The 18934-nt window shown below is 63.3% G+C and carries 20 protein-coding genes; 7 read left to right on the top strand and 13 right to left on the bottom strand.

What is annotated here, in order from left to right; translation table 11 throughout:
* Complete coding sequence (gene fldB, locus PG900_RS14385; protein ID WP_017409266.1) at positions 1 to 519, bottom strand: flavodoxin FldB; 519 nt, start codon at positions 517 to 519, stop codon at positions 1 to 3.
* Positions 520 to 706: 187 nt separating this feature from the next.
* On the opposite strand from fldB, the gene xerD reads away from it, so the two are divergent.
* Positions 707 to 1606 (top strand): site-specific tyrosine recombinase XerD, encoded by a 900-nt coding sequence (gene xerD / locus PG900_RS14380; RefSeq protein WP_039215876.1) that lies wholly within the window; start codon positions 707 to 709, stop codon positions 1604 to 1606.
* Between the two features lie 60 nt (positions 1607 to 1666).
* Here the strand turns inward: xerD and mscL are convergent, their stop codons facing one another.
* On the bottom strand, positions 1667 to 2074 hold the full coding sequence (gene mscL, locus PG900_RS14375; protein WP_016351692.1) for a large-conductance mechanosensitive channel protein MscL: 408 nt from the start codon (positions 2072 to 2074) through the stop codon (positions 1667 to 1669).
* A 258-nt stretch (positions 2075 to 2332) separates the two neighbouring features.
* On the opposite strand from mscL, the gene PG900_RS14370 reads away from it, so the two are divergent.
* From PG900_RS14370 to nqrE, 6 genes are all read left to right on the top strand, one after another.
* Positions 2333 to 3049, top strand: a complete 717-nt coding sequence (locus tag PG900_RS14370; RefSeq protein ID WP_029299314.1) for a disulfide isomerase DsbC N-terminal domain-containing protein — start codon at positions 2333 to 2335, stop codon at positions 3047 to 3049.
* Complete coding sequence (recJ, locus tag PG900_RS14365; RefSeq protein WP_263678148.1) at positions 3015 to 4745, top strand: single-stranded-DNA-specific exonuclease RecJ; 1731 nt, start codon at positions 3015 to 3017, stop codon at positions 4743 to 4745. Before PG900_RS14370 ends, recJ begins: the two co-directional genes overlap by 35 nt.
* 153 nt (positions 4746 to 4898) lie before the next feature.
* Positions 4899 to 6080, top strand: a complete 1182-nt coding sequence (locus tag PG900_RS14360; protein ID WP_270831679.1) for a MerR family transcriptional regulator — start codon at positions 4899 to 4901, stop codon at positions 6078 to 6080.
* 39 nt (positions 6081 to 6119) lie between these two features.
* Positions 6120 to 6623, top strand: coding sequence for a GNAT family N-acetyltransferase (locus PG900_RS14355; protein ID WP_270831678.1), 504 nt, complete (start codon positions 6120 to 6122; stop codon positions 6621 to 6623).
* A gap of 318 nt (positions 6624 to 6941) precedes the next feature.
* A complete protein-coding gene (locus tag PG900_RS14350; RefSeq protein WP_029299317.1) occupies positions 6942 to 7253 on the top strand; it encodes a hypothetical protein in 312 nt (103 codons plus the stop codon).
* Between the two features lie 155 nt (positions 7254 to 7408).
* Positions 7409 to 8008, top strand: a complete 600-nt coding sequence (gene nqrE, locus PG900_RS14345) for an NADH:ubiquinone reductase (Na(+)-transporting) subunit E (protein ID WP_011707038.1) — start codon at positions 7409 to 7411, stop codon at positions 8006 to 8008.
* Positions 8009 to 8052: 44 nt separating this feature from the next.
* Here the strand turns inward: nqrE and PG900_RS14340 are convergent, their stop codons facing one another.
* From PG900_RS14340 to rlmH, 11 genes are all read right to left on the bottom strand, one after another.
* Complete coding sequence (locus PG900_RS14340; protein WP_146062931.1) at positions 8053 to 8622, bottom strand: RBBP9/YdeN family alpha/beta hydrolase; 570 nt, start codon at positions 8620 to 8622, stop codon at positions 8053 to 8055.
* Between the two features lie 138 nt (positions 8623 to 8760).
* Positions 8761 to 9258 carry a GNAT family N-acetyltransferase gene (locus tag PG900_RS14335; RefSeq protein WP_270831677.1) on the bottom strand — a complete coding sequence of 166 codons (498 nt, stop codon included), beginning with the start codon at positions 9256 to 9258 and terminating at the stop codon, positions 8761 to 8763.
* A 163-nt stretch (positions 9259 to 9421) separates the two neighbouring features.
* Complete coding sequence (gene lipA, locus PG900_RS14330; RefSeq protein ID WP_011707035.1) at positions 9422 to 10387, bottom strand: lipoyl synthase; 966 nt, start codon at positions 10385 to 10387, stop codon at positions 9422 to 9424.
* Between the two features lie 85 nt (positions 10388 to 10472).
* Positions 10473 to 11177, bottom strand: a complete 705-nt coding sequence (gene lipB, locus PG900_RS14325) for a lipoyl(octanoyl) transferase LipB (RefSeq protein WP_017409254.1) — start codon at positions 11175 to 11177, stop codon at positions 10473 to 10475.
* A gap of 96 nt (positions 11178 to 11273) precedes the next feature.
* Positions 11274 to 11537: a DUF493 family protein YbeD gene (gene ybeD, locus PG900_RS14320; protein WP_005298227.1), complete on the bottom strand. Its 264-nt coding sequence runs from the start codon at positions 11535 to 11537 to the stop codon at positions 11274 to 11276.
* 292 nt (positions 11538 to 11829) lie between these two features.
* Positions 11830 to 13020 carry a D-alanyl-D-alanine carboxypeptidase family protein gene (locus PG900_RS14315; RefSeq protein ID WP_257685589.1) on the bottom strand — a complete coding sequence of 397 codons (1191 nt, stop codon included), beginning with the start codon at positions 13018 to 13020 and terminating at the stop codon, positions 11830 to 11832.
* Positions 13021 to 13215: 195 nt separating this feature from the next.
* Positions 13216 to 14184: a septal ring lytic transglycosylase RlpA family protein gene (locus PG900_RS14310; protein WP_270831675.1), complete on the bottom strand. Its 969-nt coding sequence runs from the start codon at positions 14182 to 14184 to the stop codon at positions 13216 to 13218.
* Positions 14126 to 15124: a lytic murein transglycosylase B gene (gene mltB / locus PG900_RS14305; RefSeq protein WP_270797791.1), complete on the bottom strand. Its 999-nt coding sequence runs from the start codon at positions 15122 to 15124 to the stop codon at positions 14126 to 14128. The genes PG900_RS14310 and mltB overlap by 59 nt, the downstream gene beginning before the upstream one ends.
* Positions 15124 to 16227 carry a rod shape-determining protein RodA gene (rodA, locus tag PG900_RS14300; RefSeq protein ID WP_016351680.1) on the bottom strand — a complete coding sequence of 368 codons (1104 nt, stop codon included), beginning with the start codon at positions 16225 to 16227 and terminating at the stop codon, positions 15124 to 15126. The genes mltB and rodA overlap by 1 nt, the downstream gene beginning before the upstream one ends.
* Entirely contained in the window at positions 16220 to 18136 is a 1917-nt protein-coding gene (gene mrdA, locus PG900_RS14295; protein WP_016351679.1) for a penicillin-binding protein 2, read from the bottom strand. The genes rodA and mrdA overlap by 8 nt, the downstream gene beginning before the upstream one ends.
* A 315-nt stretch (positions 18137 to 18451) precedes the next feature.
* Positions 18452 to 18919: a 23S rRNA (pseudouridine(1915)-N(3))-methyltransferase RlmH gene (gene rlmH, locus PG900_RS14290; RefSeq protein ID WP_005298242.1), complete on the bottom strand. Its 468-nt coding sequence runs from the start codon at positions 18917 to 18919 to the stop codon at positions 18452 to 18454.
* Positions 18920 to 18934 lie beyond the last annotated feature (15 nt).

Here is an 18934-nt window from a genome sequence, read left to right as displayed (position 1 = left end):
TCAGAGCAGCTCGTGAATTTCCCCCAGGATCTGGTCGACCCACTGCTCGATGCGGGATTCGGTCTGGTCGTACTGATTGGCATCGTCGAGCGCTAGGCCGACGAAGTGACGACCATCGTCGATCAGCGCCTTGGAGGCATCGAACTCGTACCCCTCGTTGGGCCAGTAGCCCACCAGCTTGACTCCCTTGGGGACCAGCTGATCGTGCAGCAGGCCGAGGGCATCCTGATACCATTCGCCGTAACCCAGCTGATCGCCAAGGCCGAACAGGGCGATGATGCGGCCTTCCAGCTCGACATCCTGAATGTCTTCCCAGCGGGATTCCCAGTCTTCCTGCAGCTCGCCGAAGTCCCAGGTGGAGATGCCCAGGATCAGGATGTCGTACTCCTGCATGAGGGTGAGGGGCACATCCTTGATGTTGTGGAGATCGACCAGCTCGGGGCCAATGAGGGCGCGGATCTTCTCGGCGGCCATCTCGGTGTAGCAGGTGGTAGAGCCGTAAAACAAACCTATCTTCATCGCTCTTCTCTTGATCGCAATCGGCAATGGGAGCGGGCAACCGCAGGGTGGCGCCCGGGGGAGGGCGTCAGTCTAGCAGATTGGCCGGCGCGCTTCATCGCCTGGCGGGCGATGGACAACGGCAACTTGCGGCCGCGGTGGGTCGGCACGTTACAATGGGCCATGTTTTCCCTGAGCGCGGCGCACCATGAGCAAGTCTGAATCCCATCCCCTGATCGAGCCGTTTCTGGATGCCCTCTGGCTGGAGCGGGGTCTCTCCGACAACACGGTCAGCTCCTATCGCACCGATCTGGAAAAATTCTCCCTCTGGCTCGACGAGCAGGGTGGTTCCCTGCTGCTGGCTGGGCTGGACGACATCCAGCACTATCTCGCCTGGCGGGTGGACCAGCAGTTTGCGGCCAGCAGCACGGCCCGCTTCCTGTCGGCCCTGCGCCGTTTCTATCAGTACCTCAACCGGGAGAAGCTGCGCAGCGACGATCCCACCGTGCTGCTGGAGGGGCCCAAGCTGCCCAAGAAGTTGCCATCGGATCTCAGCGAAGCCGAGGTGGAGGCGCTGCTGCAAGCGCCGCTGGTGGACGAGCCGCTAGAGCTGCGGGACAAGGCGATGCTCGAGCTGCTCTACGCCACCGGGCTGCGGGTCTCCGAATTGGTGGGGCTGACCGCCGAGCATGTCAGCCTGCGCCAGGGGCTGGTGCGGGTGGTCGGCAAGGGGAACAAGGAGCGACTGGTGCCCATGGGGGAGGAGGCGGTGCACTGGCTGGAGCGCTACTACCGGGAGGCGCGTACCCTGCTGCTCGGCGGCACCAGCTCGGATGTGGTGTTCCCCTCCAAGCAGGCGCGCATGATGACCCGTCAGACCTTCTGGCACCGCATCAAGCTCTATGCCCAGCGCGCCGGCATCCAGGGCGAGCTCTCCCCCCACACCCTGCGCCACGCCTTCGCCACCCATCTGCTCAACCACGGCGCCGATCTGCGGGTGGTGCAGATGCTGCTGGGCCACGCTGATCTCTCCACCACCCAGATCTATACCCACGTGGCCAACGAGCGGCTCAAGGCGCTGCACGGCCAGCACCATCCGCGCGCCTGACCGGCAACAAAAAACCGCCAGAAGGCGGTTTTTTTTCGAATACACGACAGGAGCTGGCGCTTATTTTCCCTGCTGGGATTTGAGCAGATCGCGGATCTCGGTCAGCAGTTCCTGATCCTTGGTCGGGCCGGCCGGGGCGGCGGCCTCTTCCTGCTTGCGCTTGAGGGTGTTGATGGCCTTCAGCCCCATGAAGATGGCGAAGGAGATGATCAGGAAGTCGATGATGGTCTGGATGAACTTGCCGTAGGCGATGACCACGGCCGGGGTGCTTCCCTCGGCGGCCTTCAGGGTCACGGCGAGGTCGCTGAAGTCCACGCCCCCCAGGATCAGTCCGATGGGCGGCATGATCACGTCTCCAACGAAGGAGGAGACTATCTTGCCGAAGGCGGCACCAATGATGATACCGACCGCCATGTCGATCACGTTGCCTCTGGACGCAAAGGCCTTGAACTCTTGAATCAGACTCATTTTCCCCTCCAAAAATGGGCAAGGTACGGCCAGTGCCGCACCGGTATTTGAATAATAAAGCTTCAGGAAAACAGAGGATGACCGTCGTGTTTCCTGTCGTCCCGGTTAGCTTGCTGGGCCTTTGCCCGATTGGCAACCTGTCAGATCGGGATTTTTTGCGGCCCTGCTTATTAATCAATCGATAATTAAGCGGTTGAGGAGAGAATATTCACTGAGTTACCTTGTGAGTCCATTCGTTCATGCCAAGTGAGTAAAAGAGTGAAGTATTTACTGCTGGGAATGATGCTGCTGGGCTCTTTTGCCGCCAGCGCGGGGATGGATCCCCAACTGTTGAAGCAGACCATAGAGCAACGGCTCGGGGTACAGGTCTATCTGGTGGACGAGACCCCCATGCCCGGTCTCTACATGCTGGGCACCGCCCAGGGGCTGCTCTATACCGATGCCAGGGGCGACTATGTGCTGCAGGGCACCATGCTGGATCTGGCCCACGACATGAAAAACCTCACCATGCTGGGGCTGCGTCAGCAGCGGCAACTGGCCCTGGCGCAGATCGGCGAGCGGCGGGTACAGCTGCGGGCCGAGCAGGAGCGCCATCGCGTCACCCTGTTCACCGATCTCGCCTGCAGCAGCTGTCGCACTACCCTGGAAGAGCTGCCGGTCCTGCAGGCGAGAGGGGTCAGCGTGCAACTGCTGCCGGTGCTCGGCACCTTTGCCGATCTGGCCGAGGCGCAGGCGCGCTGGTGCAATCCCCGGCAGTTCGGTGCACTGGATCTCAGTGATCGTTTGCCTGAGACCGGCTGTAATGAGATCCTTGCCCATCATATCGGCCTGAGCCAGTGGCTCGGGATCAAGGCGCTGCCGAGCTGGGTCCTGCCAAATGGCGACCTGGTGCGCGGTTATCAGAGCCCTGAACAACTGCTCAAGATACTGGATCACATCAATGCCCCTGCTAATCCGTCGTCGTCCGCGAGTTGATGATTCCCATCTGCCCGCCACCCTGCACCCGCTGCTTCGTCAAATCTTCGCCAGCCGCGGGGTTGAAGATCCCGCTCTGCTGGAGCGCAGTGCCAACCAGCTGTTGCCGCCCCAGCGCCTGTTCGGCATGGCGCAGGCGGTGCCGCTGCTGGCCGAGGCACTGACGGCGCAAAAACGCATTCTCATCGTCGGTGACTTTGACTGCGACGGCGCCACCAGTTCGGCGCTGTGCGTGCTGGCCCTGCGCGCCATGGGCGGTCGCCACATCGATTTTCTGGTGCCCAACCGCTTCGAGTTCGGTTATGGCCTCACCCCGGAGATCGTCGAGCTGGCAGTGGCCCGTGGCGCCGAGTTCCTGATCACGGTGGACAACGGTATCTCCAGCATCGCCGGGGTGGCGGCGGCCAAGGCGGCCGGCATGCAGGTACTGGTTACCGATCACCATTTGCCGGGCCTGGAACTGCCTGACGCCGACGCGATAGTGAACCCCAACCAGCATGGCTGCGACTTCCCCTCCAAGTCGCTTGCCGGGGTCGGGGTCGCCTTCTATCTGATGGCGGCCCTCAACACCCATCTGCGCCAGAGCGGCTGGTATGAGCGTCAGGGGCTGCGCGCCCCCAACGTGGCTGATTACCTCGATCTGGTGGCCCTCGGCACCGTGGCCGACGTGGTGGCGCTCGATGGCAACAACCGTATTCTGGTCCATCAGGGTTTGCAGCGGATCCGGGCCGGCCGCTGCCGCCCCGGCATCCAAGCGCTGGTGGACGTGTCGGGCCGCGACGGGCGTCGCCTGTGCGCCGCCGATCTCGGCTTTGCGCTGGGGCCGCGCCTCAACGCGGTGGGCCGGCTCGACGATATGTCGCTCGGGGTCGCCTGCCTGCTGAGCGAGGACATCAACCTGGCGCGCCAGCTCGCCTCCGAGATGGACAGCCTCAACCAGGAGCGCAAGGAGATCGAGCAGGGGATGCAGCAGGAGGCGCTCGCCACCCTGGAGCAGATCCGTTTTCGCGACGGCGAGGTGCCCTCCGGCATCGTGCTGCACCGGGACGAGTGGCATCAGGGGGTGGTGGGGCTGGTGGCCTCCAAGGTGAAGGAAAAGTACTACCGCCCGGTCATCGCCTTTGCCGAGAGCAGCGAGACCGAGCTCAAGGGCTCCGGGCGCTCCATCCCGGGGGTGCACCTGCGCGATGCGCTGGAACTGCTCGATACCCGCCACCCCGGCTTGATGGGCAAGTTTGGCGGCCACGCCATGGCGGCCGGGTTGACCCTGCCCAAGGCCAATATCGAGGCCTTCGGCCGGGCCTTCGAGGCAGTCATCGGCGAGCTGGTGACCCCTGAGCTCTTGACCGGGGTGCTGCTCACCGATGGCGAGCTGCTGCCCGATGAGCTGAGTCTGGAGCTGGCGGAGCTGATCCGCGCCTCCGGCCCCTGGGGTCAGGCCTTTCCCGAGCCACTGTTTGACGGGGAATTCGTGCTGGTGCAGCAGCGGCTGGTGGGGGAGAAGCACCTCAAGATGATGCTGACAACCGATTCCGGCCACGCGGTGGATGCCATCGCCTTTGGCGTCGACTTGCAGCGCTGGCCCGATGCCTCGGTGAAGCGGGTGCGGCTGGTCTACCGGCTCGACGTCAACGAGTGGCGTGGCAATCGCAGCGTGCAGCTGCTGGTGGAGCATCTGGAAGCCGCCGGCCTCTGATTCCCGCGAGTCTCTCTTGCTGCCGATGAAGGCCACCTCAGGGTGGCCGTTTTTTTTAATGATGTGAACCCGGATGTTGTCGTTGACCCGTCTATTGCTTCACAGTTTAAGCTTCCCTTCATCGGGTCACAGACCCCTCAGCGAGTCGTTGTCATGAAAATATCCGAACTGGCCCGGCGCTGCGGCCTGGCCCGCTCCACCCTGCTCTATTACGAGAAGCTGGGGGTGATTGCGGGAACGAGGGGCGCCAACGGCTATCGCCACTACGATGATGAAGATCTGCAGCGGCTGCGGATGGTACAGGCCCTGCAGGCCGGCGGGCTCAGCCTCAAGCAGTGCCTCGCCTGCCTGGCGGGCGAGCTAGAGCAGGCAACGCTGGAAGCCCGGGTCAGGGAGCTGGATGAAGAGCTGGCGCGGATGCAACGCGCCCGGGATCTGCTGGCGGATCTCGCCGGTTTGCGTGCGCACTCCGGCGACGAGTTCAAGGCCTGGCAGCGGCAACTGCAGCATCAAGCCCCGCAGGCTTACTTTGCCTGGGTGATGAAGCAGGGATTCAGTGAAAAAGAGCGTTACCACCTGCAGTGGCTCAGCAAAGACATGAATGAACATGAGCGCTACATCCGGGATTTCAAGCTGCTGCTGGATGGCATGAGCTATTGGGGGCCGGGCGATAGCCTCTTCACCCAGCAGCAATTTGCCGCGCTGCCCAGCCAGCCTCGCCGGATCCTCGACATGGGCTGCGGGCGCGGCGCCGCCACCCTGGCGCTGGCACAGGTGACGGACGCCACCATCGTGGCCATCGATCTGGACGAGGAGGCGCTGGCCGCCGTGGCCCGCAGCGCCAGTGCGGCGGGGCTGAGTCATGTCACTACCCTGTGCGCCAACATGGCCGCGCTGCCGGCGGACCTAGCCCCCGCCGATCTCATCTGGGCCGAGGGGAGCGCCTACACCATAGGGGTGGCCAACGCCTTGCAAGCATGGCGGCCGTACCTTGCCGGCCCTGCTGCCTGCCTGGTGCTGAGCGACCTGGTGTGGCTGACGGACACGCCGCCAGAGGAGGCGCTGGCGTTCTGGCAGCGGGATTATCCCGCCATGCAGACCCTGGCGGGCCTGCTCAAAGCGGTGCAGGAGGCGGGTTATCGCTGCCTGTGGCACACCCCGTTGCCGCAAAGGGCCTGGCACAACTATCTGGATCCCATCGAGCGCAATCTGGCGCGCCACAGTGCCGAGCTGGGGGATAGCCCAGCCTGGCAGGATCTGAGCCGGGAAGTGGCCATCCACCGCCAATACCTGGGCAGCTATGGCTATGTGATCTGCTGCTTGCAGGCAGTCTGATCAGGCCATCCATTGCAAGATAACAAACGGAGAAAACTTATGAACATCATCATTCGGCCCGAAACAGGCGCCGATCACGACGCCATTGAAGCGCTGACCGTGGCCGCGTTCCTCAATGCCCCCCATACCGATCACAACGAGCAGCTGATCGTGCGTGACCTGCGCCAGGCCGGGGCACTCAGCCTGTCGCTGGTGGCGGAGCTGGAGGGGCGGGTGGTCGGCCACCTCTGCTTCTCGCCGGTCACCATCAGCGATGGCAGCCCGCACTGGTATGGCCTTGGCCCCATTTCGGTCTCTCCTGAGCTGCACGGCAGGGGGCTGGGGTCACGGCTGATGGAGGCTGGTCTGGCCGAGCTCAAGGGGATGGGAGCTGCTGGCTGCGTGGTTCTGGGGGATCCCGGCTTCTACGGCCGTTTCGGTTTCGTGCCCGAGCCGGGGTTGACGCTGCCCGGCGTGCCAGCCGAGTACTTCATGGCCCGCTCGTTCGGCGCTGCCATGCCCAGTGGCGAAGTGTGCTACCACCCGGCCTTTGTGCAGGAGTGAGGATCACCGTGAGGGCTAAAGAGGGTGCTCCTTGCTCTCATAGTGGTTTTTAATTGCCCTCTTTATTTATAAAGAGGGTTTTTAGTATCAATTCGTGGGTGTTTGCAGGGTTTATAATTTAATAAAAAGATGAATTGTGATATATTCGGCCTCGCTGAATTCTCTTTTAAAGAAGGGACTCCCCGCTTGTCACCCTCTGGCCGACGCTCTACCTGGCCGATGGCCCTCGCCATCGCCTGCCTTCTGTGGCTTGCCGCCTTCGCCGCGGCAGAGGTCGGTGCAGCCGTACGTCAGGCCGCGGTTGGCCAGGGTGCCTCGATGCAGTTGCATGAGCCGGCCGATCCCGGGCTTGTCAACAGCGTCAGCCTGCCGCCGGGCGGCCAGTGGCGACTCAGCTTCGAGCAGGGTCGACGGCTGGAAGGGGCCGCTCAAGCCGAGCTCTATGAGGTGCTGCTGGCCTGGTTCCAGCACGATATCCTCGGCCTGCTCTGCGGCCTGCTATTCTTCCTGCCCCTCATCTACCTCAGGCAACTGAGCGACTACTTCGGTTATCTGCACCGGTGGCGCTTGAGCTGCCATCACCTGCAATTTCGTTTCTGCCACAGCGACTCGCGTCCGGCTGCTTGCTGAGCGCCCGTCCGCCCGAGTCTTCCCCTCCTCGCTGATTGATGTCAGCCGCGAAGGCATGCCCGTGCGGTCCGGTGCCCTCCTTGCACCGTCTTCGTGCCTGCCCGCCGGCGGGCGCGAAGGCGGCTCCCGCTCCGTACACGTTGTGAGCCGACCCGATGGATTATTATGTAAACCTCTTTATTCACTCGATTTTTGTCGAAAACCTGGCGCTGGCCTTCTTCCTTGGCATGTGCACCTTTCTGGCCGTTTCCAAGAACATCAACACCGCCTTCGGCCTTGGCATGACGGTGCTGGTGGTCATGGTGATCGCCATTCCCCTCAACAACCTGATCTACCGCCATATCCTGCGTCCCGAGAGTACCTTCCTCGGCGAGTTTGATCTGAGCTTTCTCGATTTTATCGTCTATATCGGGGTGCTGGCGGCGCTGGTGCAGGTGATGGAGATGGTGCTGGACAAACATTTCCCGGCGCTCTATCACGCGCTCGGCATCTATCTGCCGCTGCTGACGGTGCATTGCGCCATCTTCGGCGGGGTGATGTTCATGGCCCAGCGGGATTACGATTTCATCGAATCCGTGGTGTACGGAGCGGGCTCAGGGCTGGGCTGGCTGCTGGCTATCGTCGCCATCGCCGGTCTGCGCCAGAAGATGAAGTATTCGGATGTGCCGGAGGGGCTGCGCGGCATCGGCATCACCTTCATCGTGGCCGGGCTGATGTCGCTCGGCTTCATGTCTTTTTCCGGCATCTCGCTCTAGCCTGCTGAGTGTTGCAACGGCCACGCAAGTGGCCGTTTTGTTATCTATTGGTCTTCGATCATCCCCAGCAGGCGGTCGTGTACCAGCGGCAGCTCCAAAAAACCGTCCCGATCGAGGAAGTGACCGCCATGCTCCAGGCTGTAGAGCGGTGCGGCCAGCTGTTCGCTCAGATGCTGGCAGTAGCGATAGGGCACGATGGCATCGTCGCGGGAGGCGACCACGACCCGCCGGGGCGCCAGCGCCATGATGTGGGCCGGGTCGTAACCCTGGGTCATGAAGGGATCCAGCTCAGGCAGGGTGTGCAGCGGCTGATCGAAGCCGGACACCAGCAGGATCCCGCCCACCCGGCAGGAGGCGGGCAGGCGGCTCAGCTGGCGCAAGATGGTGATGCAGCCGAGGCTGTGGCCCAGCAGAAAGGTCCGCTCATCGTGATCGCGTACCAGGCTGTCCATGGCGGCGTCCCAGGCGGCGGGTTGCGGATGGTGGGGATCAGGCATGGCCAGCACCTCGACCCGGATATCGCGGGCTTCGAGCTGCGTCTTGAGCCAGGGGAACCAGTGGGAGTGGGGGGAGGCGGTATAGCCGTGCACGATGAAGACGCGGGTGTGTGACATAAGCAGGATCCTGAAACGGGGCGACAGGGAACAAACAGGGCGTGCGCAGCGACGCAGGCCGGGGCGGCCTCATCATATCAGCGCCAGCCGGGTGGTGGCACGCCCTTGTCCGGGTGGTCCAAGGGCGGGATAAGGCGTTCAACCCAGCCGTTTGGCCATGTTGTAGCCGGTGATGGCGAAGCCTGCCTCCTGGTAAAGCGCCAGGGCGCGCGGGTTGTCGTGGGCGACCCGCAGGGTGATCTGGTGGATACCGCTGCGTTTGAGCTCGGCTTCCAGCAGCGCCATGGCTGCCTTGCCTATCCCCCGGCTGCGGTGGGTCGGCGCGACATAGAAGTCATAGATAAAGGTGGCGGCGCCGTCGCTGTCGATGGCGTGCCAGAGATAACCCAGTAGCTCCTCCTCGGCGGGGGCAACCGCTTCCTCTGCGGGCAGGATGCAGAGCAGGCGATGGCCGGCACTGGCCACCCCTTGCGGCAGATAGCGCTGCAGAGAGGCTTCCGCCTTGTGGCGGGCGGTGGCGAGGTCGTGGCCCTGGTTGCTGGCGAGATCCTGCGCGTACTCCTCGATGAAGCAGGCGCAATAGGCGGGGTAGTGCTGCTCGCTCATGGGCAGCAAGTGGATAAGCGGTGTCGGCATCCTGCAGATCACTCAAGGGGAGAAGGGAGGCTCACGTTAACCCGGCGGCGAAGTGAGTGCAAACGGCGCTGGCCATGGTCGGCAGCCGGAACGGTGTCCGCTCGTGGCCGGCCCATAAAAAAGAGCGCCCAGGGGCGCTCTTTTTTGACCAGGGGGAGCGAGGTTATTTCACCTCTTCGCCCTTGGCTTGCAGGTCCGCATGGTAGGAGGAGCGGACGAAGGGACCGCAGGCGGCGTGGGAGAAGCCCAGCCCCATGGCCACGTCTTTGAGCTCGTCGAACTCTGCGGGCGGCACGTAGCGCTTCACCGGCAGGTGGTGGCGGCTCGGCTGCAGATACTGGCCCAGGGTCAGCATGTTGACGCCGTGCTCGCGCAAGTCCTTGAGTACCTGCACGATCTCTTCGTTGGTTTCGCCCAGACCCATCATGACGCCGGACTTGGTCGGCACATGGGGGTGCATCTCCTTGATGCGGCGCAGCAGCTCCAGCGACCACTTGTAGTCGGCACCCGGACGGGCAACCCGGTACATGCGCGGGGCGGTTTCCAGGTTGTGGTTGAACACGTCAGGCGGGGTCTCGCGGAACACTTCCAGCGCCTGCTCCATCCGGCCGCGGAAGTCCGGGGTCAGGATCTCGATGCGGGTCTGCGGGCTGTGCTCGCGGATCTGCTTGATGCAGTCGGCGAAGTGCTGGGCACCGCCGTCGCGCAGATCGTCGCGGTCCACCGAGGTGATCACCACGTATTTCAGCCCCATCTCCTTGATGGTCAGTGCCAGCTTCTTCGGCTCGTCTGGATCGAGCGCCAGCGGGCGGCCATGGGCCACGTCGCAGAAGGGGCAGCGACGGGTGCAGATGGCGCCCATGATCATGAAGGTGGCGGTGCCGTGGTTGAAGCACTCCGCCAGGTTGGGGCAGGAGGCCTCCTCACACACTGAGTGCAGCTTGTTCTTGCGCAGGGTGCTCTTGATGTGCTCGATCTTCTGGCTCGACGGCGGCAGCTTGATCCGCATCCAGTCCGGCTTGCGCAGCACTTCCTCGTTGGGATCCGGCATGAATTTCACCGGGATCAGGGCCATCTTGTCGCCATCGCGCAGCTTGACGCCCGGCTCCATACGAACGGGTTTGCTCATGATTCACTCTCGGTGTTTGTTATTGTCTGGTTGATAGCCACCAGGGTCATCTCGGTGCCCTCATGGCCAGGCAGCATGGGCTCGCTCATGCCGCCTCTTCGGTATTCGTGATTGTCTCATAGCCGATCAGGCTGGCCAGTTCGGCCACCAGCATCGCTTGCGCCTCGGCCACGCTCTGCGGGCCGCCCAGGGCGCTGGTCTGGGTCATGGCCATGCCCGCATAGCCGCACGGATTGATGCGCAGGAAGGGGGTCATGTCCATGTTGACGTTGAGGGCCAGGCCGTGGAACGAGCAGCCCTTGCGGATGCGCAGGCCGAGCGAGGCCAGTTTGGCTTCTGTCTGCAGCGAGGCGCCGAGCTGGTTCTTCACGTAGACGCCGGGGGCATCGGGTTTGGCATAAGCCTCAATCCCGCTCTTGGCCAGGGTGTTGATGATGGCGGTCTCGAGGCAGGTCACCAGCTCGCGCACCGTCAGCTTGCTGCGGCGCACATCCACCAGCACGTAGAGCACCAGCTGGCCAGGGCCGTGATAGGTCACCTGGCCACCGCGATCGCTCTGCACCACCGGGATGTCGCCGGGGGCGAGCAGATGTTCGGCCTTGCCGGCCTGACCCTGGGTGTAGACGGGGTCGTGCTCCACCACCCAGAACTCGTCCGGGGTGTCGGGGGTACGGCTGTCGGTGAAGGCCTTCATGGCATCCCATACCGGCTGGTAGGGACGGCGGCCCAGCTGTCTGACCAGCAGCCGGGGGGCTGACGATGGTGATTCGGCGGGGGTTTGGAGTGACATCTTTCCTCACTGACAGGCGCTGGGGTCGGCCAGCGCGGCCACGACAGCCGGCTGGCAAATAATCAGTCGCCCCGGTGGCGGGGCGAGAGAGGCGACTTACAGGACGTAGCGAACCAGCTCTATGTTACCGAGTGCGGTATACATGGCTTCGATATGTTCCTTGCTCTGGGCGGTCACAGTGACCCGGACCGAGTGGTAGTTGCCCTTGGAGCTGGGCTGCACGGTCGGGCTGTAGGTACCGGGGGCGTGCTGCTGCAGCACTTCCACCACCATGTCCGGCAGCGCCGGGTCGGCAACGCCGAGCACCTTGAACGGGAACTTGCAGGGGAACTCCAGCAGTTCATCAAACTTGGTATTCATTTACTCACCTTTTGGTGTCGTCACGGGACGACTTCATCGCTTGTGGCTAGTGGCCGATGGCCCATCAGGGCCGCCATCTACCCGTCTGTGGCGGGCACTGCTCAAGTGTATATGGGCATTGCCCAGGCCGGGATCAAGGTCCGGTCTGGCAGACGAGGCATGGAGGTGCTGCTTTTTACCACAAATCGTCAGTCGGCGGAACCTGCAGATTGCAGGGTTATTGACTGGCCCGACCGCAAAAGACAGCAGCGGCGCCTGTTGGCGCCGCTGTTTGGTCAGGTTTGTGCGCAGGTTACTTGAACCAGCTGGAGACCAGCATCACCAGGTAATCCCACAGACGGCTCATCAGGCCACCCTCTTGCACCTCTTCCAGGGCGACCAGCGGAACCTGCTTGATCTCCTTGTCGCCTTGCTTGAGGAACACGGTACCGACCCGTTGGCCCTTGGCCAGCGGTGCCTTCAGCTCGCTTTCGAGCTGGAAGTCAGCCTTGAGGTTGTTGCCCTGGCCACGGGTGACCAGCACGGAGACGTCCTTGTCGACGCCCAGTTTCACTTCAGACTTGTCGCCCATCCAGATCTTCTGGGTCACCAGCTCGGTGCCGGCCTTGTACGGGGTCAGGCTCTGGAAGAAACGGAAGCCATAGGTGAGCAGTTTCTTGCTCTCGGCGGCGCGGGAACCCTCGCTGCTGGCGCCCAGTACCACGGCGATCAGGCGCATGCCTTCGTTGTTGGTGGCGGAGGAGACCAGGTTGTAGCCGACCTGGCTGACGTGGCCGGTCTTGATGCCATCCACTTGCAGGGATTGATCCCACAGCAGACGGTTGCGGTTGTGCTGGGTGATGCCGTTGAACACGAAGGATTTCTGGGAGTAGATCTTGTACTCCTCAGGCAGATCGCGGATCAGGGCCTGACCCAGACGGGCCATGTCGTGGGCGGTACTGTAGTGACCTTCCGCATCCAGACCGTGCGGGTTCATGAAGTGGCTGTCGTTCATGCCGAGCTTGGCGGCCCAGCTGTTCATCAGGCTGGCGAAGGAGTCGGTGCTGCCGGCCAGGAATTCGGCCATGGCGACGCAGGCGTCGTTGCCGGACTGGATGATGATACCCTTGTTGAGATCATCGACCGAGACCTGCTTGCCCACCTCGATGAACATCTTGGAGGAGTCGGAGTAGTTCTTGGACCAGGCGTTCTGGCTGATGGTCACCATGTCGGTGCGCTTGATGTTCCCCTTCAGCAGCTCCTGGCCGATGATGTAGGAGGTCATCATCTTGGTCAGACTGGCGGGCGGCAGACGCTCTTCGGCGTTCTGCTCGGCCAGCACCTGACCCGAGTAGTAGTCGATCAGAATATGGGCCTTGGCGGAGATCTCCGGCGCGGCGGGAACGACCACGGGGTTGGCGTTCGGGGTCGGTACAGGCGTGTTGGCCTGAGCGGTGGCGCTTATCAGGGAGGCCAGAATAACTGAACGGGCAAATTTGGACATCTTGAAATTCCTGGAGCCTGGTTGGGGTAACCCAAGTTAAAAATGCGGGCTTCACTATACCAGAAGCGACCGTCGGTCAAAGCCCGACGTGCCATCTGGCCTGGTTTTTTATCCATCCGTTGCCGCCATCACGCCGGGAAACGACGTGATGGCGGGCGGTTGGCGGTGGTTCATGCTGGCTGAGCCACCCCGCTATCAGGGGACGATGAAGGCTTGCTCCAGCCCCCCCTGACGGATCTGTTCGAGCAGGGCGGTCTGCTGAGCGGCGGGGACCGGTCCCAGCAGGACCCGGAAGATGGCACCGTGGGCCGCCACCTGGTAGGGCACCCCATGGCGCTGGGTCATCACCTTGCCCATCGCCTCGGCCCGCGCCTGCGAGCCGCTGGCCAGCACCTGGATCATCTTGCCCTCGCCGCTGCTGGCGGGCGCGGCCGCTTTGGCCGCTGCCGGTTTGGCGGGTTTGGCGACCGGAGCCTTGACGGGGGCCGGTTCGGCGGCGGCCGGTGTAGCCATGGCCAGTTCGGTGGGCTGGCCGACGAAGCCGTCCTGAGCGGCGGGGGCCGCAGTAGCTGCTGGCGTGGTCGGCGTCATCTCGATGGGCTTCATGGGGGCCATGATCACCATCTGGTCCGGGGTGTCGTTGATGAGCTCGACCCGCACCCGTGCCTCGCCCCCTTCCACCATCTCCAGCTGCTTGGCGGCCGCATGGGAGAGATCGATCAGCCGGTCGCTGCCGAAGGGGCCGCGATCGTTGACGCGTACTATGGTCTCCAGCCCGTTGTCCAGGTTGGTGACCCGCACATAGCTTGGCAGCGGCAGGTTGCGGTGGGCGGCGCTGAACAGCTTGCTGTCCTGCACATCGCCGTTGGCGGTCTTCTGGCCGTCCAGATCCTGCGCCAGCCAGCTGGCGGTCCCCTCTTCGCTGTAGTGCTTGATGTCGCGCCACACCTCGTTCTTCTGCTTGCCAATCCAGTAGTCACGGTTGCCGCTGGCGCTCAGGGGCTCGGGGCGCGGGATGGCGCCGGTGGCCTGCGGGATCTCGATGACCTGGGGTTTTTCCGGCTGGACCGGTTCGGGAGGCGGGGGAAGCTGTTCCGGCTGGCTGCTACAGGCGGCCAGCAACAAGGTCAGGCTGAGCGGGAGAAGTTTGTGGCTGTAATGCATACGCGTCCTGGATTGCTTGACTGAGTTGATGCACCGCCATCGCATAGAGCGGGCTGCGGTTATAGCGGGTGATCACGTAAAAATTGTGGCGCGCGACCCAGTATTCCGGTCCATCGGCCTGTTCCAATGCCAGCAGTTTCACCGGCGTGTCGGGTGCCAGAGGGGTGGCGAGTTCAATGCCTGCGGTGGCCAGCTCGGCCCAGGTCTGGGTCAGCTCGGGGGCAGGCCCCAGCAGGGTACCCACTGGCGCCAGCCCGATCAAGGCGGGTTCGACCGGCGACTCCCCCCAGCGCCACTGGTGCTCGGCAAAATAGTGGGCAACGCTGCCGATGGCATCCACCGGATTGGCGAACAGATCGCGCTTGCCGTCGCCGTCGAAGTCGACTGCGTAGTGGCGATAGCTGGAGGGCATGAACTGACCCATCCCCATGGCGCCGGCATAGGAACCCTTCAGGCGGGTGAGTGGCCACTTCTCTTCCCGGGCAAGCAGCACCAGCTGGGCAAACTCCTTGGCAAAGAAGTCTGCCCGTTCGGGGTAGTGGAAGCCCAGGGTATAGAGGCTGTCGAGCACCGGATGGCGGCCCATCTGGCGGCCGTAGAAGGTCTCGATGCCGATGATGGCGACGATGAGCGACGCCGGCACCTGGTAGGTGTGTTCGGCCCGCGCCAGGGTAGCGGCGTGGCGTTGCCAGAAGTCGACGCCGTCCCGGATCCGCTCCGGGGTGATGAACAGCGGCCGGTAGCGGTGCCAGGGTTTAGCCTCCCAGGGGCGGCTGATGGTGTCGAGCACCTCCTGGCGCAAGCTGGCCTGGGCCGCGGCGGCCTGCAGCTCGGCCAGCGGCACCTGTTGCTGCTCAGCGAGCCGGGCGAGCCCCGGGGGCTCGACGGCCGCCACTGCGGTCAGGGCAACGAGCGAGAGCAGCACACCGGCCAGTCTCATCAGGCCAGCAGCCTTCTGTGGGTCTGGATGGACATCAGGATGCCGAAGCCGGCCATCAGGGTCACCATGGAGGTACCGCCGTAGCTCACCAGCGGCAGGGGGACCCCCACCACGGGTAGTATGCCGCTCACCATGCCCATGTTGACGAACACGTAGACGAAGAAGGTGAGGGTCAGGGCACCGCCCAGCAGGCGCTCGAAGCTGTTCTGGGCCTGCATGGAGATAAACAGGCAGCGACTGATGATGTAGAGATAGATCACCAGCAGGAGGGCCACGCCCACCAGGCCGAACTCCTCGCTGAACACCGCGAAGATGAAGTCGGTGTGGCGCTCTGGCAGGAACTCCAGCTGGGACTGGGTGCCCTGCAGCCAGCCCTTGCCGAACACGCCGCCGGAGCCGATGGCTATCTTGGACTGGATGATGTGATAGCCGCGACCGAGCGGGTCCTTCTCCGGGTCCAGCAGCATCAGCACCCGCTGGCGCTGGTAGTCGTGCATCAGGAAGAACCAGAGAACCGGCATGAAGGCGCAGATGAGCAGCACCGCCAGCCCGATCAGCCACCAGCTGATCCCCGCCAGAAAGATGACGAAGAAGCCGGAGGCGGCTACCAGGATGGAGGTGCCGAGGTCAGGCTGGGCCGCGATCAGCAGGGTTGGCAGCAGCACCATGATGAGACTCAGCACCAGGTGGCTGAACTTGGGCGGCAGCGAGTGGCGGCTGAGCCAGGCAGCCACCATGATGGGCATGGAGAGCTTCATCACCTCGGAGGGCTGAAACTTCATGAAGCCGAGGTCCAGCCAGCGCTGGGCCCCCTTGCCGATATGACCGAACACGTCCACCGCGACCAGCAGCAGCACCACCACCACGAACAGCGGCACCGACCAGCGGGCATAGAGGGAGGGGGGCAGCTGGGCCATGCCGATCATCAGGGCGAACGCCAGCCCGCCGCGCACCAGCTGGCGCACGATGGAGTCGACGTCCTGGCCGGAGGCGGAGTAGAGCACCACCATGGAGAGGGACATCAGGGTCAGCAGGCCGAGCAGCAGCGGCAAGTCGATGTGCAGCTTGTACCAGATGCTCTGCTGGCGAGCGGAATTACTCATGAGGAGCGACCTCTTCAGATTGGGGCTTCTTGGCCGGCGCCGGCGGCAGTTGCGGCTCCGGTGGCAGCAGGTAGGCATCCAGCATCTGGCGGGCCACCGGAGCGGCCATGCTGCTGCCGCCACCGGCGTTTTCCAGTACCAGGGCGACGACCGCCTTGGGTGCTTCGAACGGGGCGAACGAGACGAACAGGGCGTTGTCGCGGTGCTCCACCTTGGTGGTGGCCGCGTTGTAGACCTGGTTCTCCTTCAGCCCCACCACCTGGGCGGTACCGGACTTGCCTGCCGCCTTGTAGGGGGTGTTGGCAAAGGCGCGCCGACCCGTCCCCTCGTGACCGTTGATGACCCGCCACATGCCGTCCTTGGCCACTTGCCAGTAGCTGTCGCTCTTGGTCTGGATGGCCATGTTCGGGTTGATGGGGGCATTGACCACGCCATCGATGGAGGCTGTGCTCTTGAGCAGGTGCGGCGTCACGTCGTGGCCGTTCTGGGTCAGGATGCTGATCGCCTTGGCCAGCTGGATCGGGGTGGCGCTCCAGTAGCCCTGGCCGATGCCGATGGAGATGGTGTCACCCTGATACCAGGGCTGGCGCCAGCGGGCCATCTTCCAGTCGCGTGACGGCATCACCCCCTTGGTCTCCTCGTACAGATCGACGCCGCTGTACTGACCGAAGCCGAACTTGGTCATGTAGCTGTTGATCTTGTCGATGCCGACCCGGTAGGCGAGATCGTAGAAGTAGGTATCCGCCGACACTTCGATGGCGCGGTAGACGTCGAGCCAGCCGTGACCCCAGCGGCGCCAGTCTCGGAACTTCTTGGTGGTGCCGGGGATGGAGAAGCTGGGGCCGCCGAAGTAGCGGTAGTTGGGGGTGATGGCCCCCTCGTTGAGCCCCATCACCGCCATCATGGGCTTGACGGTGGAGGCGGGGGCATAGATGCCCTGGGTGGTGCGGTTCACCAGTGGCCTTGCCGGATCGTTGAGCAGCGCCGAGTAGTTGGCGCTGGAGATGCCGGTCACGAACAGGTTGGGGTCATAGCTCGGGCTCGACTCCATGGCCAGAATGGCGCCGGTATTGGGATCCATCATCACGATGGCGCCCCGGCGGCCGGCCAGCAACTCCTGCGCCTTGAGCTGCAGGCGGATGTCGATGTTGAGGTAGATGTCCTTGCCGGGCTCGGGCGGCTGGAACTTGAGGGTACGCACCACCCGGCCGCGGTTGTTGACCTCGACCTCCTGGTAGCCCGCCACGCCGTGCAGCTGATCCTCGTAGTACTTCTCCACCCCCTGCTTGCCGATGTCCTTGGTGGCGGCATAGTTGGCGAGCTTGTCCTCCTTGTCGAGGCGCTCCACGTCGCGGGTGTTGATCTTGGCCACATAGCCCAGCGCATGGGTGAGGGTGTCGCCAAACGGATAGTAGCGCTTGAGGTAGGCCTCGATGCTGACCCCGGGGTAGTTGTGCTGGTTGACCGAGAAGAGGGCGACCTGATACTCGGTCAGCTTCTCGAACAGGGCCACCGGCTTGAAGCGGCGCTGGCGCTTGACCTCGGCCAGGAACTTCTCCTTGGTTCCCTCCGGCAGCTTCAGCAGGGCGATCAGCTCGTCGGCGGTCTTCTCCAGATCCTTGGTCTCTTCCGGCACTATCTCCAGGCTGTAGACCGGGCGGTTCTCCGCCAATAGCACGCCGTTGGCGTCATAGATGAGGCCGCGTGGCGGTGCCACCGGCACCACCCGGATGCGGTTGTCGTTGGAGCGGGTCTGGTAGGTGTCGTAAGACTCGACCTGCAGGTAATAGAGGTTGCCCAGCAACACCAGCATCAGCACTATCATGCCGATGTAGGCGACCAGGGTACGTCGGAAGAAGAGGCGACCCTCGGCGCTGTGGTCGCGCATCTCGATGCGATTCTTCAGCATGCCGCTACCTTATGACTGTCGAGCAGGTGAGAAACGGGGTGCAGATGTGCATGCTCACGCTCTGTGATTCTGGTTTGAGAGGGGGATGCTGATGCTGGAATAGTGCATGGCTCACTCTCTGTGATTCGGGTATGCGAGGGTGATGCTGGAATAGTGCATGTCCCACTCTCTGTGATACGGGTATGTGAGGGTGATGCTGGAATAGTGCATGTCCCACTCTCTGTGATACGGGTATGTGAGGGTGATGCTGGAATAGTGCATGGCTCACTCTCTGTGATACGGGTATGCGAGGGTGATGCTGGAATAACGCATGGTTCACTCTCTGTGATACGGATGATTGGTTGTGATGCTCCAGGCGCGATAGAGGCTTTCGGCCACCAGCACCCGCACCAGCGGGTGGGGCAGGGTCAGCGGCGACAGCGACCAGCTCTGCTCGGCGGCAGCCTTGCACTCGGGCGACAGCCCTTCAGGGCCGCCCACCAGCAGGGCCACATCGCGGCCATCCAGCTTCCAGGCTTCCAGCTGCACGGCGAGCTGCTCGGTGGTCCAGGGTTTGCCGGGAATATCCAGGGTCACGATACGCGAACGACCGGCCGCCGCCAGCATGGCTTCCCCCTCTTTTTGCAGAATGCGGGGGATGTCGGCATTTTTGCCACGTTTGCCGGCGCCGATCTCGACCAGCTCGAACGGCATGTCTTTGGGGAAACGACGACGATACTCTTCGAAGCCATGCTCTACCCAGGCGGGCATCTTGGTGCCCACCGCAATCAACTGGATCTTCATCGCTTATTACACATG

Origin of the sequence: Aeromonas sp. QDB03 (assembly GCF_027707985.1) — a bacterium.
GTDB lineage: Bacteria > Pseudomonadota > Gammaproteobacteria > Enterobacterales > Aeromonadaceae > Aeromonas > Aeromonas hydrophila.
Note: the sequence above shows the minus strand (reverse complement) of the source record. Positions and strands in the feature narration are given on the sequence as shown.

What these genes read in the sequence shown, in the direction of transcription:
- mrdA (WP_016351679.1), bottom strand. Translation starts at nt 18,136, where the DNA reads ATGCTGAAGAATCGCATCGAGATGCGCGACCACAGCGCCGAGGGTCGC.
- PG900_RS14310 (WP_270831675.1), bottom strand. Translation starts at nt 14,184, where the DNA reads ATGCATTACAGCCACAAACTTCTCCCGCTCAGCCTGACCTTGTTGCTG.
- lipB (WP_017409254.1), bottom strand. Translation starts at nt 11,177, where the DNA reads ATGTCACTCCAAACCCCCGCCGAATCACCATCGTCAGCCCCCCGGCTG.
- fldB (WP_017409266.1), bottom strand. Translation starts at nt 519, where the DNA reads ATGAAGATAGGTTTGTTTTACGGCTCTACCACCTGCTACACCGAGATG.
- rlmH (WP_005298242.1), bottom strand. Translation starts at nt 18,919, where the DNA reads ATGAAGATCCAGTTGATTGCGGTGGGCACCAAGATGCCCGCCTGGGTA.
- nqrE (WP_011707038.1), top strand. Translation starts at nt 7,409, where the DNA reads ATGGATTATTATGTAAACCTCTTTATTCACTCGATTTTTGTCGAAAAC.
- PG900_RS14340 (WP_146062931.1), bottom strand. Translation starts at nt 8,622, where the DNA reads ATGTCACACACCCGCGTCTTCATCGTGCACGGCTATACCGCCTCCCCC.
- rodA (WP_016351680.1), bottom strand. Translation starts at nt 16,227, where the DNA reads ATGAGTAATTCCGCTCGCCAGCAGAGCATCTGGTACAAGCTGCACATC.
- lipA (WP_011707035.1), bottom strand. Translation starts at nt 10,387, where the DNA reads ATGAGCAAACCCGTTCGTATGGAGCCGGGCGTCAAGCTGCGCGATGGC.
- PG900_RS14350 (WP_029299317.1), top strand. Translation starts at nt 6,942, where the DNA reads ATGCAGTTGCATGAGCCGGCCGATCCCGGGCTTGTCAACAGCGTCAGC.
- mscL (WP_016351692.1), bottom strand. Translation starts at nt 2,074, where the DNA reads ATGAGTCTGATTCAAGAGTTCAAGGCCTTTGCGTCCAGAGGCAACGTG.
- xerD (WP_039215876.1), top strand. Translation starts at nt 707, where the DNA reads ATGAGCAAGTCTGAATCCCATCCCCTGATCGAGCCGTTTCTGGATGCC.
- PG900_RS14315 (WP_257685589.1), bottom strand. Translation starts at nt 13,020, where the DNA reads ATGTCCAAATTTGCCCGTTCAGTTATTCTGGCCTCCCTGATAAGCGCC.
- mltB (WP_270797791.1), bottom strand. Translation starts at nt 15,124, where the DNA reads ATGAGACTGGCCGGTGTGCTGCTCTCGCTCGTTGCCCTGACCGCAGTG.
- PG900_RS14360 (WP_270831679.1), top strand. Translation starts at nt 4,899, where the DNA reads ATGAAAATATCCGAACTGGCCCGGCGCTGCGGCCTGGCCCGCTCCACC.
- recJ (WP_263678148.1), top strand. Translation starts at nt 3,015, where the DNA reads ATGCCCCTGCTAATCCGTCGTCGTCCGCGAGTTGATGATTCCCATCTG.
- ybeD (WP_005298227.1), bottom strand. Translation starts at nt 11,537, where the DNA reads ATGAATACCAAGTTTGATGAACTGCTGGAGTTCCCCTGCAAGTTCCCG.
- PG900_RS14355 (WP_270831678.1), top strand. Translation starts at nt 6,120, where the DNA reads ATGAACATCATCATTCGGCCCGAAACAGGCGCCGATCACGACGCCATT.
- PG900_RS14335 (WP_270831677.1), bottom strand. Translation starts at nt 9,258, where the DNA reads ATGCCGACACCGCTTATCCACTTGCTGCCCATGAGCGAGCAGCACTAC.